Origin of the sequence: Streptomyces sp. NPDC026589 (genome assembly GCF_040638385.1) — a bacterium.
In the GTDB taxonomy this organism is placed as follows: Bacteria; Actinomycetota; Actinomycetes; order Streptomycetales; family Streptomycetaceae; genus Streptomyces.
This window is the reverse complement of sequence record NZ_JBEZYG010000004.1, coordinates 275,614-289,117: the sequence shown is the minus strand read 5'-3', so window position 1 is coordinate 289,117 and position 13,504 is coordinate 275,614. Positions and strand designations below refer to the sequence as shown.

Below are 13,504 nucleotides of genomic sequence, written 5' to 3'. Positions count from 1 at the left end.
GTACGCCCCCGGCGCGAACGCCTTCCGGGCCGGGCTACGGCTCCTCCCCCGCGCACGCCTCCTCGAAGAAGTCCACGTTCTCCTGGAGGGCCTTCATCAGCCGGTCCCGTTCGGCCTCGTCGACCTGGACGGGCGCGACCTGACAGGCCCCGGTGAGCCGCCGGAAGCCGCCCCGGTTCTCCAGCCGCCCCTCCACCCGGAGCGGCAGTCCGACCAGGTGGGCGTGGCCCGCGATGCGGTACGCCTCCTCGTCCAGCTCCACGCGGACGTGCGCGACCTCGGCCCCGGCCAGTACCCGCAGCCGTACGATTCCGGCGCCGCGCGGCCCCGAGCGGCGCAGCCGGACCACCGCGCCGGTCAGCCGCACCTGCACGGCGGGTTCGTCGCGGAGGTAGCGGGCTCCGGCGGCGCGCAGGGCGGGCAGGTCGCCCGGGGAGAACTCGACGGGCGCGGGGCGGGCCGGGCAGCCGTCCGGGGTGCCTGCGGCGGGCGCCCAGCGCAGGTCGATCCGGGCCCCCTCGGAGCCGCGCACCAGGGCGATCAGCGCCTCGGTCAGCTCCCGGCCGGCGCCCGCCGCGACCGCGCTGTCGAAGGCCTCCATGCCGCCGGTGGCCCGCTGGTAGTCCACCGCCTCGCGGGTGGCGTGCAGGGCGTGGCAGAGCCGCACCGCGACGGCGCGGCCGGAGGCGACGGGGACGTACGCGGTGAGGCTCCGGCCGTCGGCTCCGGGCCCGATCAGGGCGTCGTCCAGGACGGCGCGCGCTTTCCGGCGGTGCCGGGCCCCGTGGTAGCCGGCCCGGCCGCGGGCCGCGAGGGCCCCGGCCATGAGGACCTGCCGGGCGGCCGAGCGCAGCTCCTCCGCCTCGGTCCAGGCGGCGGCACCCGCGGCTGCGGCCGCCGACTCGGGGACCTCGCGCCACCAGCGGATCTCGTCGCTGGGCAGGGTGAGGGAGAGGAGGATGTCGCGGGCGGAGGGGGCGGCGCTGCGGCCGAGGGCGTCGAGGGCCTCCTCGATCAGCTCCCCGCTGTCGGGGAAGCCCGCGCTCTCGGGCACCAGCAGGCTGGTCGTCCCCGCGGCGGATCCGGGCGGGGTCCAGCGGCCGTAGCGTCCCGGTGCTCCCCCGCGCCTCTGCCAGCCGTGCCGGCGCAGGAGGGCCCCGAGGACAGCGGGGTCGGGGAGTTCCTCACCGGCCCCGGCGAGGGGCGGGGGCCCGGGGCGGGCGGTGGGATGCGAGCGGGCGGCGGGCAGTCCGGCTCCGCCCGTGGGCTCGTCCATCGACCGGTGCATCAGGGTCTCCCTCCGGCCCCGACCCGGGCCATGATGTCGCAGAGTGCGCGGTCGTCGAAGATCCGTGAGGTCGGGACGCGCACAGTGGTCCGGTGCCGGCCCGTCACCGCGTGGCCGGCCAGGTTGGTCCAGTAGCAGCAGTGGCGCAGGTCGAGGCCCCCGGGCCCGGCGCGCAGCCAGTCGTCCTGGCTGCGGGGGACGATCATCACGACCAGGATCTTGTGCACCGACACCGGGCTGCGGGCGAGCTTGACGAGGTGGGCGTTGTCGAGCGTGAAGGAGAACGCCCCGCCCGCCGGGTGCGGCGGTATCTGGTAGGTGCATTTGAGCTGCACCTTGATGGTCACCTCGTCGTCGACGGTGTGGGCCGGGGCGCCGTGGCTGACGTGCCAGTCGATGCCGTTGTCGGGGAAGGGCTGGGACAGGGAGCATCCCGCCGCCGCCGCGACGGCGTGCAGATAGCCCACCTGAAGGGTCTCCATGCAGGCGGTGGTGGCGAGGGAGCCGCGCAGCGGCGCGTCGAGCTGCTGCGGCGGCCGGGGCCCGATGGCCTCGGCGCGGGCGGTCCCCCCGGGGTCGGGCTGCGCGAGCGCCATGGCTCCGTGTGCCTTCCGGGCGTGCCGATCGATGGCAGGTGGTCTGCCGGCGGGTGTCGTGGGCTGGGCGGATCGACGGACGTCGGAGGCAACTTCCCGGCGTCTCAACTGTGTTGTCACCGCATCGGACCGCCCGCAAACGGCGTATCAGGCAAACAGCCCGGGTATCACCGATATCGGGCAGAGGAATCACTCCATCTGCCGTGCGGGTGCGAGGAGTTCGGGGATGATGCACTGGTTCGAGGGGCCACTGGCCGCTTTTGACACGGAGACAACAGGCGTGGACGTCGAGCGGGACCGGATCGTTTCGGCCGCTCTCGTCGCGCAGGACACCGCGGGCGGTCGCGTCCGCGTCACGCGCTGGCTGGTCAATCCGGGGGTCCCGGTTCCGCCGGGGGCGACCGAGATCCACGGTCTGACCGACGATCACCTTCAGCGCACCGGGCGCTGGCCCGCCCCGGTGATGGACGAGATAGCCCGGGCGCTGGCGGAGAGCTGCGCGACCGGGCGGCCGCTGGTGGTGATGAACGCCCCCTTCGACCTGACGCTGCTGGACCGGGAGCTGAAACGGCACCGGGCGTCGTCGCTGGCCGGCTACCTGGACGGGGTGCCGATGCGCGTCGTGGATCCGCGGGTGCTGGACAAGCACCTGGACCGCTACCGCAAGGGCCGTCGTACGCTCACGGATCTGTGCGCGAGTTACGAGGTGGTGCTCGACGGCGCCCATGACGCGGCGGCCGACGCGACGGCCTCGCTGGAGCTGGTGCGGGCGGTGTGCCGGCGCTTCTCGGCCCGGCTGGAGCGGGTGTCGCCGTCCGAGCTGCACGCCTTGCAGGCGACCTGGCACGCGGCCCAGGCGCGGGGCCTGGAGGCGTGGTTCGCGAAGAGCGGGACGCCGGAGACGGTGGATCCGGCGTGGCCGCTGCGCCCGGAACTGCCCGCGGCGGCGTGAGGGGTTCGAGGCGTGGGACATGCGAAAGCCGGTCCGCGTGATGCTGGCGGACCGGCTTTCCCCGGTGGGCGATACTGGGTTCGAACCAGTGACCTCTTCGGTGTGAACGAAGCGCTCTCCCACTGAGCTAATCGCCCGGGAACGGGTTGAACCATACAGGGCTCCGAGGGCTTCGTTCAAACCGCTTCCGGGCGGGGCTCTACTCAGGGCGCCGCGGCCGGGAAGTGAGTATCCGAGCGCATGTACGGGCCGGGGGGCCGGGCCCACACTCCCGTACATGGAACACGTGCCCCCGCCCGCCGAGGAACTGGCCCGCCTCGATCGAGAACTGGCCGAGCTGGACGCCCGCCGGGCCCAGCTGCTGACCCGGCGCACCTGGCTGCTCGCCGCGCTGCGGCCGCCCGCGCCGACGGCCGCCCCGGGCTGGAACCCGTCCGGCTGGGGAGCGCCTCCCGGTGCGCCCGCGCAGCCGTGGGGCTATGTGCCGAAGCAGCCGTCCGCCCCGCGCGGCGCGCAGAACGTCCTGCTGACGCTGGGCGGTCTGCTGCTGACGGTCGCGGCCGTCGCGTTCACCCTGGTGAGCTGGGGTTCGATGGGGATCGGCGGCCGGTCGGCCGTGCTGGCCGTGGTGACTCTGGGGGCGCTGGCCGCCCCGGCGGTGCTGCTGCGGCGGGGGCTGGCGGCCACCGCCGAGGCGCTGGCCGCCCTGGCCCTGGTGCTGACGCTGCTGGACGTCTACGCGGTCCACGCGGTGGCCGCGCCCGACGCCGACGGGCTCGGCTTCACGGCCGTCGCGTCGGCGGTGCTCGCGGCGCTGTGGGCGGCGTACGGGCTGGCGCTGGGCACGCTGCGCCTGCCGTTGCCGGCCGCCGTGGTGCTGGCGCAGTGGCCGCTGCCGCTCTGGGCCTGGGCCGCGGGCGCACCGGCGCTGGTGGTCGGGTGGGCGCTGCTGGCGACCGCGGTGCTGGACGGAGCGATCGCCCTGTGGGGCAAGGGCGCCGGGGTGCGGGTCACGGCGTGCGTCGGTGGATCGGCGATGGGGTTCTCGGCCCTGATGGTGGGCCTGGCGCTCTCCACGACGGCCTCCGGGCCGCTCGCGGCGGCGGCTCCGGGCGCGCTGCTGCTGGCCGCGGCCGCGGCGGCCCTGGCCGGAGCGTGGCGCGCGCCGAAGGGTTTCGCACGGACGGGCGGTGTGGTAGCGGGTCTCGCGGCGGTGGCCGCGGTGGGCGGCGTACCGGCCGCCGCGCTGCCGGACGGCTGGCGGGTGCTCGCGTATCTGCTGTGCGGCCTCGCCCTGACCGGGGTCGTACGGACAGGGGTGCCGAGGGACGCGGCGCGCGGGGTGCTGGCGGCGTCGGGGGTGGTGGTGGCCGGCGCCCTGGTGTGGGCGCTGCGGCCGCTCGCGGTGGTACTGCTGGGTCCGGGGACGCTGCTGTCGGACGTGTGGGCGGGGTCGCCGGAGGGCTTCCGGTCGGCGCTGGGGACGACGCTGCCGTGGTCGGAGCTGGCCGCGGCCCCGGTGGTGCTCGCGCTGGTGGCCGGGCTGCTGGGGGCGGCGCACCGGTGGTGGCCGTCGGTCGTGCGGATCTCGGCGCCGTTGGCCGCGCCGAGGACGGCGGACACCGGCACGCCGGAAGCGGAAGTACCGGGAGCGCCGGGAGCGGTCGGGGCCTCGGCGCCTTGGCCCGGCTGGTCCGGCTGGACCGCCTGGTCCGGCGCTGGGGCCGGTGCCGGCAGGCGGCCTTCCGCGGCCACGGCGCGCGGGGTCGTCGGTGCTGGGGCGGTGGCTCTCGGCTGGGGCGCGTTGCTGCTGGCCGGGGCGCTGCTGGACGTGCCCTACGCGCTCGCGGTGGCCGGGGAGACGGCTCTGGTGGGCGGTCTGCTCGCTCTGGCGGTCCGGGGCACCGGGAGCGGCCGGGGCGCGACCACGATGCCGGTGACCGCGCTGGTGGCGGCGGTGGCCGGGGCGGTGAGCGCCGGGGTGCTGTCGCTGGCGTCCGAGGGGGCCTCCTACGCGGTGTTCGGCGCGCTGGCGGCCCTGTTCGCCGGGGCGGCGGTCCGAGCGGGAGCCGCGTTGCCGCGTGCGGTGTTCGCGGTCGCCGCGGTGGTCTGGGGCACCGTGCTCACGGGGCTGGCGGGCCGGTCGCTGGGCCTCGCCCCGCAGGAGACCGCGCCGCTGGTGCTCGTGGTGCCCGCGCTGACGGTGCTGCTCGGGGCACGGCTGCGGCGGAACCCGGTGGCGTTGCCGGTGGAGCTGACGGGCGCGCTGGGTGCGCTGGTGGCCGTGGGGCTCGCGGTGTCCGACGCGCCGTTCCTGGCCCTGGTGCTGGCGTTGTGCGGGGTGCTGGCCGCGGGGGCGGCGGTACGGCCGGAGCGGCGGCCGGTGGCGGGTTACCTGGCGGCGGCGCTGTTCGTGCTGGCCACGTGGGTGCGGCTGGCGGCCTCGGAGGTGTCGTTCCCGGAGGCGTACACGCTGCCGGTGACCGTGCCCGCGCTGGTGATCGGCGTGCTGCGGCGGCGCCGGGACCCGGAGGCCTCGTCGTGGACGGCGTACGGGCCGGGGCTCGCGGCGACGCTGCTGCCGAGCATGGCGGTCGCCTGGACCGACACGGACTGGCTCCGGCCGTTGCTGCTGGGGGTGGCGGCGCTGGTGATCACCCTGCTCGGCGCGCGCTACCGCCTCCAGGCGTTGCTGCTGCTCGGTGGGGCTGTGCTGGCTCTGGACGGGCTGCACGAGCTGGCCCCGTACGTGGTGCAGGTCGCGGGCGCCCTCCCCCGCTGGCTGCCGCCGGCCCTGGCCGGGCTGTTGTTGCTGGTGGTGGGAGCGACGTACGAGCAGCGGCTGCGCGACGCCCGTCGGCTGAGGGAGGCGCTGGGGCGGATGCGGTGAGCCACGCCCGGTCCGGGGGCACGCTGGTCACAGCGGCTCCGGGGCCGGACCCCGGCGGGCAACGCAGAGGGCCCGGGAGACGGATTCCGTCTCCCGGGCCCTCTGTCCGGGTGGGCGATACTGGGTTCGAACCAGTGACCTCTTCGGTGTGAACGAAGCGCTCTCCCACTGAGCTAATCGCCCGGGCGCACCGCAAACATTACCCCATGTCAGCGGTGCTCCCGGACCGTCCCCCGGGCTACTCGCTGATCTTCCACGGCATGGTGAGCCCGAACTTCCAGACGTAGATCCCGGCCAGTACCGCCATGATCACGAGCCCGAGCGTGGTGAGGATGATGTTGCGTCGCCGGACCTTGGGATCGAGGGCCCGCTGCGCCGCCTCGGTGACCTTGCGCTTGGTCCAGCGCAGCACCAATTGGGCCCAGACGAACTCGGTCGCCCAGATCGCCATACCGCCGAAGATCACCAGCCAGCCGGGGCCCGGCAGCACCAGCATGAGCACGCCCGCGATCACCACGCCGAGACCGACGATGAAGACGCCGACCTGCCAGCTCAGATGGAGCGCTTTCGACGCCTTGATGAAACCCGGCGCCCGCGAGCCCAGCTCACGCTCCACCCGGTCCGATTCCCCCGTGGCGGATGCCGGGGCCGCCTGGCCGGCGACCTCGCTCCGCTCGTCACTCTCCGCGTTCATGAAGCTCAACTTACCCGACCTGTCCTCGTCACTGGAATGGGCGCATAACTCAAAGTTACACGCCGCTGAGCGAGGGACCCGAAGCATCACAAATAGGTCAGAGGGGTTTACAACGCCACCGTAGGTGGCATGTCGATTTCGCCGACGTGCGAATCCCCGAGCGCACACTGAGCGAAAGGCCCTGGCGCTTATGAACACCACGGTCAGCTGCGAGCTGCACCTGCGCCTCGTTGTGTCGAGCGAGTCCTCACTGCCTGTACCCGCGGGCCTGCGGTATGACACGGCCGATCCCTATGCCGTGCACGCCACCTTCCACACCGGAGCGGAGGAGACGGTCGAATGGGTATTCGCCCGCGACCTCCTCGCCGAAGGGCTGCACCGGCCCACCGGCACCGGAGACGTCCGCGTCTGGCCATCTCGTAGTCACGGTCAAGGCGTCGTATGCATCGCCCTGAGCTCCCCAGAGGGAGAAGCCCTGCTCGAAGCCCCGGCGCGAGCCCTGGAGTCGTTCCTGAAGAGGACCGACGCCGCGGTTCCGCCCGGCACCGAGCATCGTCACTTCGATCTCGACACGGAGCTCTCCCACATCCTGGCCGAGAGCTGAGCCAGGCAGAGAGCCGCTCTACGCCGTCCGACTCGGGGCGACGGCGTCGTGCTGACAACCGCATAGGGCAGACACCGGCGCCGTCGTCGCGGAAACCACCGCGACGACGGCGCCGGTGCGCCCGGCGGCCGCGGCTCCTCCTCCCCGGCGCCGGAGGGGTCCGTTCCGCTCCCTGCCCGGCCCGCACCGGACCCGGCGCCGGCCGGCCGAGCCAGTAGAGTCAGCCGCCATCGGCAGGCGCCCGCCCGCCGGAAGGCCAGGGAGCGAAGCGTGCTGATCCCTCACGACACCCGGATCGCCCTCGACACGGTGGTCGATCTGGTGAACACCGCACCGGAGAACGAGCCGCCGCGGGGCGACCCCGGGGGCGGACTCGCGGGCGGATCCGAGGACGGTCTCGCCGACATCGCCGCGCTGTACGCCTTCGCGGAGCGGCATCTCATCAGCGGGGTCGGCACGCTCGGCGAGAAGGACCTGGCCACCGTACGCGACGTCCGGGCCCGTTTCGCCGAGGTCTTCGCGGCGCCCGACCCCCGCGCCGCCGCCGACCTGGTCAACCGGCTCGTCGCGGCGGCCGGAACCACCCCGCAGCTCACGGACCACGACGGCTACGACTGGCACGTGCACTACTTCGCCCCGGACGCCTCGATCGCCGACCATCTCGCGGCCGACTGCGGCATGGCGCTGGCCTTCATCATCGTGGCGGGCGAGCAGGAGCGACTGCGGCGCTGCGAGGCCCCGGACTGCGGGCACGCGTTCGTCGACCTTTCGCGCAACCGCTCCCGCCGCTACTGCTCCAGCCGTACGTGCGGGAACCGCCTCCACGTCGCGGCTTACCGGGCCCGGCGCAAGGAAGCCGCGGGCTGACGCCCAGAAGGGTGGCGCGAGGCGTCACAGCACGAAGAGATCGTGCAGGGCGGCCATCAGCAGCAGGCCCCCGATCACGGTCAGGAAGATCATCAGGGGCGGCTGGGAGAGCGCGAAGAGGCAGCCGCGGGGCTCTTCGGCGGGGGGTGCGGGGGCATCGCCCCGGGAAGTGTCCACCATCTCGGGGTGATCATGACGTACCCGCGGCCGTGTTGGCGATCAACCGACTTCATTCCCCCGGGAGTTCACCATCCCGTGGCCATCGATAATCGCTCCGGCGTACGGGGATCCGTCAGACATTCGGGCCGGTTGGCCCGAGCGCGCGCCCCCGGGGGCCGGCCGCCGTCTCGGATGCCGTGCTTCTTTCTTTCTCAGATGCCGTGCTTCTTGAGGATCGCCTCGATGTCGCTGAAGTCGTCGCCGGGCGCGGCGGCCTCCTGCTTCTTCTTCGGCTGCGGCTTCGGCTGCGGCTTCGCGGCCGCTGCCCCGGGTCCCGCCGCACCGCCCGCGCCGAGCGAGGGAGCGGAGGCGGCCGGGGCCACCGCCCCGGTCCGTCCTGCCGCCCGCGCGGCCTTGCGTTCCGCGCGGGTGGTGCCGCTGCGGCGCTCGATGGCGCGGGTGGTCATGAACAGCAGCCAGGAAAGGCCGAGCACCCCGAAGCCGAGCCAGACGCTCGGCCTGAAGGCGATCCCGGCGACCCACTCGACGATCCCGGTCAGCACGAGCCCGACCGGGACGAGGGAGTAGGCGGCGATCCTCGTCGCCGTGAGGAACCGCTTGCGGTACGCGGTCACCGCGGCGATGCCGAGGCCGGCCGCCGACACCGCGGAACAGATGGTCTCGGCAAGCATCAGGGCCTCCAGGCGCAGGGGATACGTCCCTTCCATCCTGCACCGGCGACCGCCGTCGGGGCCACGGTGGCCGTCCACCTCAGGGACATTTCAGGGCCGGACTCCTCCCCTGGGGGTGGCCGAGGGCTGCCCCGTCATCCCCGGTGGATCAGCGCGCGGCGTCGGATGCGGTGCATCGCAAGGCGGAGGGACGTCCGCATACTGGATGTACGGGGATGTTCCGACAACGCGGAGAGGCGCCGCAGCTGTCGTCGCGCACCCGCCAGGGACGACGGGACAGCCCTCAGGTCCCGGTTGGGTCGCGCCCGCCCGGCCTGGAAGACTGGGCACATGAGCGATTCCTCCCCCGCGGCACCGGTCGTCCTCGACCTCTGGTGCGATCTCGAATGCCCCGACTGCAACCAAGCTCTCGACGATGTGCACGCCCTGCGCGCCCGGTACGGGGACCGCGTCGAGGTCCGGCTGCGCCACTTCCCGCTGGACAAGCACCAGCACGCCTACGCCGCGGCCCAGGCCGCCGAGGAGGCGACGGACCAGGGGAAGGGCTGGCCGTACATCGAGGCGCTGCTGTCCCGCACCGCCGACCTCGGCCGCACGGGCGAGCCGGTCCTCCTCGCTGTGGCACGGGAACTGGGCCTGGACGCCGAGGAGTTCGACACCGCGCTGATCGACGGCCGGCATCTGCTGATCGTCGACGCCGACCAGGCGGAGGGCAAGGCGATCGGCGTCACCGGCACACCCACCTATGTGATCGGCGACGAGCGGCTGGACGGCGGCAAGACCCAGGACGGGCTGCGCGCGCGGATCGAGGAGATCATCGACGGCATCCTGGCCGCACGGGACCGGTAGCGGACCACAGCGGCCACCGGTAGGCGGGCAGCGGCGGGGAGCGGCTACAGCGCCTTGGCCAGGTTGTAGCGCGTCGTCGCGTAGCCGAGGGACTCGTACAGCCGCAGGGCCGGCGTGTTGGAGGCGAAGACATGCAGGCCGAGCCGGTCCAGGCCCCAGGCGCGGGTGATGTCCTCGGCGAGCAGCATCAGGGTCCTGCCGTGGCCCCGGCCCCGGTGTTCCTCGCGCACCTCGACGTCGAAGACGAACCCGGCGTCGCCACCGGGCGGCAGCTCCCGGCGGGCCACCCACACATGGCCGACGACCTCGCCCCCGTGCACCAGCACCTCGAAACGCACTCCGTCGGTCGCCAGTCCGTCCGGCAGGAGGGTGGCGTGGTCGGCCTCGGACTTGAGCCTGGCCTGCTCGGGCGGCACGCCGCGGTCGGCCCATTCCTGTGCGTACGTGCGCACCGCGTCCTGCCGCCAGGCGGCGAACTCCTCGTCGCCCATCGCACGCGAGGTGAGGCCCGCGGGAAGCCGGACGGTGTCCGGGCCGAGGTCCTTGGCCATGTTGCGGCTGCGTTCGGTGTAGCCCAGGGCGGCCGCGAGGCGGCGGGCCGGGTCGTTGTCGGCGGGGACCTCCACCCGCACCCGGGTGCAGCCCCACCCCCGCAGCACCTCCTCGGCGGCGAGCGCGGCGATGGTGCCCCGGCCGCGCCTGCGCCGGGGCTCCTCGACGCCGAGCGAGCGCAGCACCCCGGCGGTCGCGCCGAACGCGTCGTCGGTGCTGATCGAGACGGCGCCGACGGGCCGCCCGTTGTCGCACACGTCGTAGTGGCGGGCCCGCGCACCGTCGGCGCCCTGCTGAAGCGGCCCGGACGGCCGGAGTGTCGTGGTCATCAAGGGTGTTTATCCCCTGCGCGGCACCCCGTCACCCCTTTTTCGGGGCCGCCGGGGCCGGTTACGGGTCGAGGTCGTCGCCGGACCTCTCGGCGAAGATCCGCATGGCCTTCGCCGTCACCGGTCCGATCTCCGGGGTCAGCTCGCGGTCGTCGAGGCGGTGCACGGCCTGGACGTCGCGGAGCGTCGAGGTCAGGAACACCTCGTCGGCCTCGGCGAGGACGCCCATCGGAAGGTCCGTCTCCTCGGCCCCGGTCCACTCCACGGCCAGCGCGCGGGTGATCCCGGCGAGGCAGCCGGAGGCAACCGGCGGGGTGTGGACGCGGCCGTCCAGGACGACGAACACGTTGGATCCGGTGCCTTCGCAGAGGCGGTCCGCGGTGTTGGGGAACAGCGCCTCGGACGCGCCCCGTTCCCGCGCCCGTGCCAGGGCGACGACGTTCTCGGCGTACGAGGTCGTCTTCAGGCCGGCGAGCGCGCCGCGTTCGTTGCGCGTCCAGGGGACGGTGATCACCGCCGTGCTGTCCGGGCGGCGCTTCACCCCGTCGAGGGCGACGACGAGGCTCGGCCCGTCGGTCCCCCGGTCCGAGCCCAGCGGGGACAGCCCGCCGGTGTAGGTGATCCGCAGGCGCCCCAGGGCGACGGGATTGGCGTCGATGACCTCGGCGGCCGCGCGGCGGATCTCGTCGTGGTCCGGATCCGGCAGACCCAGACCCCGGGCGGACCGGGTGAGCCGGTCGAGGTGCCGGGTCAGCGCGAAGGGGCGCCCCTCGCTCGTACGCACCGTCTCGAAGATGCCGTCGCCCACGGTCAGCCCGTGATCGAGCACCGACAGCCGGGCGTCGTCGGCGTCCCGCAGTCCGCCGTTGACCCAGATCCTCATAGTGCGGTCCTTCCTGTCTCCGGATACGCGCCCGACGCTACAGCGAGCAGCCGGGAGGCCTTGAGTTCGGTCTCGTCCCATTCGCGATCCGGGTCCGATCCCCAGGTGATCCCGGCCCCGGTCCCGAACCGCAAGCGCGACGCGGGCCCGGTCCGGTCGATCCAGAACGTCCGTATCCCGACGGCGAGCGAGGCCGTGCCCCGGTCGGCGTCGACCCAGCCGATCGCACCGCAGTACGGCCCGCGCGGGGCCCGCTCCAGCTCGGCGATGATCCGCAGCGCGCTGGACTTCGGCGCCCCGCTGACCGAGCCGGGCGGGAAGGCCGCCGAGAACAGCTCGGGCCAGCCCGCTCCGTCGGCCAGCCGCCCTCGGACGGTGGAGACGAGATGGACCAGACCCGGGTGCTTCTCGACGACGCAGAGATCGGGCACGCTCACGCTTCCGGTGGCGCAGACCCGGCCCAGGTCGTTGCGGACCAGGTCCACGATCATCACGTTCTCCGCGTGGTCCTTGGCCAGCAGGTCGTCCTCGGTCCGGCCGGTGCCCTTGATCGGCCCGGACTCCACGGTCCGGCCGTCGCGCCGGAGGAAGAGTTCCGGCGACGCGGTGGCGATCTCCACGCCGTGATCCGGCAGCCGGATCGTTCCCGCGTACGGGGCGGGGTTGCCGCGGGCGAGCAGGGAGGTCAGGGCATCGACGTCGGCACCGGCCCCGCCGCCGGGGAGCGGCGCGGACAGCACCCGGCAGAGGTTGGCCTGGTAGACGTCGCCCGCCGCGATGTGTTCACGGATCCGCCGTACGCCCGCCGTGTAGGCGTCACGGTCCAGCGAGGAGATCCAGTCCCCGGTGGCGGGCCCGCGCCACGCTCCGGGCACGGGAGGGGGCACTGCCTCCTGGCGCACATCGGTGAAGCGGGCGCAGACGATGCGCCCTTCGAAATCGGCACATACCGCCCAAAACCCGGACGAATCGAGAGCCGCAGGATCGTGGGTCACATCCTGCAGGCCGGAGGCGATGAGGCCGTCGAAACGGGCCAAGGGAGCGAGGTCGGACACGCGAACGAGTCTAGGACGGTGCGCGGTGACCTGCGCCGGGGCGAGGTCACCGCAGCACGCTGCACAAACGCGTTTTTGTACTGGCCCAGGAATCCGCTAGAGTTCAACACGTCGCCGGGACGCGCAAGCGGGCCGGAAACGACAAGCGGACGTAGCTCAGTTGGTAGAGCGCAACCTTGCCAAGGTTGAGGTCGCCAGTTCGAACCTGGTCGTCCGCTCGCAGAAGGTGGGGGATTCTTCCCGAGCCCCCATCCCTGGTGGAGTGGCCGAGAGGCGAGGCAACGGCCTGCAAAGCCGTCTACACGGGTTCAAATCCCGTCTCCACCTCCAAGGACGATTAGCTCAGCGGGAGAGCGCTTCCCTGACACGGAAGAGGTCACTGGTTCAATCCCAGTATCGTCCACTGATTCGCAAGGATCATCGGTCCGCAAGGATCCCCGCGCGATTAGCTCAGCGGGAGAGCGCTTCCCTGACACGGAAGAGGTCACTGGTTCAATCCCAGTATCGCGCACGCAGTACACACAGGTTCGCCCCGCGCGATTAGCTCAGCGGGAGAGCGCTTCCCTGACACGGAAGAGGTCACTGGTTCAATCCCAGTATCGCGCACCATCGAGAACCCCCGGTCGTCTCCACGACCGGGGGTTCTTTCGTCGTACGGTCCGTCCCCTCCGTGGCCCGGTGGCGCGAAGGCCGCCGGGGCATGGAGGGGCGATCAGAACGATCAGGACGAGAACAGCATCCGGCCGAAGCCCTTCTGGCGGTGGTGGCCGTAGTGCCCGCCGTGCCCGCCGTGCCCGCCGTGCTGCGGCGCGCCCCAGGCGGGGGCGGGGGCATGGGCGGCAGGCGCGGCCGGGTAGGCCTGCGGGGCGGGGGGTGCGGGCGGGGCCTGCTGGGACCACTGGGACTCCAGGCGGGTGAGCGACTCCAGCTCGCCGTAGTCGAGGAATATGCCCCGGCAACCGCTGCACTGCTCGATCTGGACGCCGTTGCGGTTGTACGTGTTCATCTGCGCGTGACACTTCGGACACTGCATCATCGGCTCTGCTCCTCGCCCTCGTTGTGCCGTCGCCGGAATGTCTGCCCGGCGGCGGTCC

14 protein-coding genes and 7 tRNA genes are annotated in these 13,504 nt (G+C 73.2%); 10 read left to right on the top strand and 11 right to left on the bottom strand.

Translation table 11 applies throughout. From position 1 onward, the window contains the following. Nucleotides 1–34: 34 nt before the first annotated feature. Together AB0F29_RS09470 and AB0F29_RS09465 are read right to left on the bottom strand one after the other, a co-directional pair. On the bottom strand, nucleotides 35–1,288 hold the full coding sequence (locus AB0F29_RS09470) for a hypothetical protein (RefSeq protein WP_361869307.1): 1,254 nt from the start codon (nucleotides 1,286–1,288) through the stop codon (nucleotides 35–37). Continuing rightward, nucleotides 1,288–1,884, bottom strand: a complete 597-nt coding sequence (locus AB0F29_RS09465; RefSeq protein ID WP_361869304.1) for a DUF4365 domain-containing protein — start codon at nucleotides 1,882–1,884, stop codon at nucleotides 1,288–1,290. The genes AB0F29_RS09470 and AB0F29_RS09465 overlap by 1 nt, the downstream gene beginning before the upstream one ends. 226 nt (nucleotides 1,885–2,110) lie before the next feature. Here AB0F29_RS09465 and AB0F29_RS09460 point away from each other — a divergent pair, with 226 nt between their 5' ends. Continuing rightward, nucleotides 2,111–2,836: a 3'-5' exonuclease gene (locus AB0F29_RS09460; protein WP_361869301.1), complete on the top strand. Its 726-nt coding sequence runs from the start codon at nucleotides 2,111–2,113 to the stop codon at nucleotides 2,834–2,836. A 65-nt stretch (nucleotides 2,837–2,901) separates the two neighbouring features. Here the strand turns inward: AB0F29_RS09460 and AB0F29_RS09455 are convergent. After that, a tRNA-Val gene (locus AB0F29_RS09455) sits at nucleotides 2,902–2,973 on the bottom strand. A 140-nt stretch (nucleotides 2,974–3,113) separates the two neighbouring features. Here AB0F29_RS09455 and AB0F29_RS09450 point away from each other — a divergent pair. Continuing rightward, nucleotides 3,114–5,726, top strand: a complete 2,613-nt coding sequence (locus AB0F29_RS09450) for a hypothetical protein (RefSeq protein ID WP_361869299.1) — start codon at nucleotides 3,114–3,116, stop codon at nucleotides 5,724–5,726. 111 nt (nucleotides 5,727–5,837) lie between these two features. Here the strand turns inward: AB0F29_RS09450 and AB0F29_RS09445 are convergent. After that, a tRNA-Val gene (locus tag AB0F29_RS09445) sits at nucleotides 5,838–5,909 on the bottom strand. 55 nt (nucleotides 5,910–5,964) lie between these two features. Next, nucleotides 5,965–6,420 (bottom strand): TIGR02611 family protein, encoded by a 456-nt coding sequence (locus AB0F29_RS09440; RefSeq protein WP_361869297.1) that lies wholly within the window; start codon nucleotides 6,418–6,420, stop codon nucleotides 5,965–5,967. 190 nt (nucleotides 6,421–6,610) lie between these two features. On the opposite strand from AB0F29_RS09440, the gene AB0F29_RS09435 reads away from it, so the two are divergent. Both AB0F29_RS09435 and AB0F29_RS09430 read left to right on the top strand, forming a co-directional pair. Beyond that, entirely contained in the window at nucleotides 6,611–7,024 is a 414-nt protein-coding gene (locus tag AB0F29_RS09435) for an SsgA family sporulation/cell division regulator (RefSeq protein WP_003959770.1), read from the top strand. A 270-nt stretch (nucleotides 7,025–7,294) separates the two neighbouring features. Continuing rightward, nucleotides 7,295–7,891, top strand: a complete 597-nt coding sequence (locus AB0F29_RS09430) for a CGNR zinc finger domain-containing protein (RefSeq protein WP_361869295.1) — start codon at nucleotides 7,295–7,297, stop codon at nucleotides 7,889–7,891. 24 nt (nucleotides 7,892–7,915) lie between these two features. On the opposite strand, the gene AB0F29_RS09425 is transcribed toward AB0F29_RS09430, so the two are convergent. Both AB0F29_RS09425 and AB0F29_RS09420 read right to left on the bottom strand, forming a co-directional pair. Further along, nucleotides 7,916–8,071, bottom strand: a complete 156-nt coding sequence (locus AB0F29_RS09425) for a hypothetical protein (protein WP_164494018.1) — start codon at nucleotides 8,069–8,071, stop codon at nucleotides 7,916–7,918. 191 nt (nucleotides 8,072–8,262) lie between these two features. Continuing rightward, the gene (locus AB0F29_RS09420) at nucleotides 8,263–8,742 is read right to left on the bottom strand and encodes a hypothetical protein (RefSeq protein WP_361869293.1); all 480 of its coding nucleotides are present in this window, start codon (nucleotides 8,740–8,742) and stop codon (nucleotides 8,263–8,265) included. Nucleotides 8,743–9,072: 330 nt separating this feature from the next. Here AB0F29_RS09420 and AB0F29_RS09415 point away from each other — a divergent pair, with 330 nt between their 5' ends. After that, complete coding sequence (locus AB0F29_RS09415) at nucleotides 9,073–9,591, top strand: DsbA family protein (RefSeq protein WP_361869291.1); 519 nt, start codon at nucleotides 9,073–9,075, stop codon at nucleotides 9,589–9,591. Between the two features lie 44 nt (nucleotides 9,592–9,635). Here AB0F29_RS09415 and AB0F29_RS09410 read toward each other — a convergent pair whose 3' ends face one another. From AB0F29_RS09410 to AB0F29_RS09400, 3 genes are all read right to left on the bottom strand, one after another. Continuing rightward, nucleotides 9,636–10,472, bottom strand: coding sequence for a GNAT family N-acetyltransferase (locus AB0F29_RS09410; protein ID WP_361869289.1), 837 nt, complete (start codon nucleotides 10,470–10,472; stop codon nucleotides 9,636–9,638). Nucleotides 10,473–10,533: 61 nt separating this feature from the next. After that, nucleotides 10,534–11,355 carry an aminodeoxychorismate lyase gene (locus AB0F29_RS09405; RefSeq protein WP_361869288.1) on the bottom strand — a complete coding sequence of 274 codons (822 nt, stop codon included), beginning with the start codon at nucleotides 11,353–11,355 and terminating at the stop codon, nucleotides 10,534–10,536. Continuing rightward, a complete protein-coding gene (locus AB0F29_RS09400; RefSeq protein ID WP_361869285.1) occupies nucleotides 11,352–12,410 on the bottom strand; it encodes a chorismate-binding protein in 1,059 nt (352 codons plus the stop codon). Before AB0F29_RS09400 ends, AB0F29_RS09405 begins: the two co-directional genes overlap by 4 nt. Nucleotides 12,411–12,555: 145 nt before the next feature. Here AB0F29_RS09400 and AB0F29_RS09395 point away from each other — a divergent pair. The 5 genes from AB0F29_RS09395 to AB0F29_RS09375 all read left to right on the top strand — a co-directional run bounded on the left by AB0F29_RS09395 (nucleotide 12,556) and on the right by AB0F29_RS09375 (nucleotide 13,019). Beyond that, nucleotides 12,556–12,628, top strand: a tRNA-Gly gene (locus tag AB0F29_RS09395). Between the two features lie 38 nt (nucleotides 12,629–12,666). Beyond that, nucleotides 12,667–12,740 (top strand) — tRNA-Cys (locus AB0F29_RS09390). 1 nt (nucleotide 12,741) lies between these two features. Next, nucleotides 12,742–12,813: transfer RNA gene (locus AB0F29_RS09385), tRNA-Val, on the top strand. Between the two features lie 36 nt (nucleotides 12,814–12,849). Beyond that, nucleotides 12,850–12,921: transfer RNA gene (locus tag AB0F29_RS09380), tRNA-Val, on the top strand. 23 nt (nucleotides 12,922–12,944) lie between these two features. After that, nucleotides 12,945–13,019 (top strand) — tRNA-Val (locus tag AB0F29_RS09375). A 112-nt stretch (nucleotides 13,020–13,131) separates the two neighbouring features. Here the strand turns inward: AB0F29_RS09375 and AB0F29_RS09370 are convergent. Beyond that, nucleotides 13,132–13,446 (bottom strand): zf-TFIIB domain-containing protein, encoded by a 315-nt coding sequence (locus AB0F29_RS09370; RefSeq protein WP_361869282.1) that lies wholly within the window; start codon nucleotides 13,444–13,446, stop codon nucleotides 13,132–13,134. Nucleotides 13,447–13,504 lie beyond the last annotated feature (58 nt).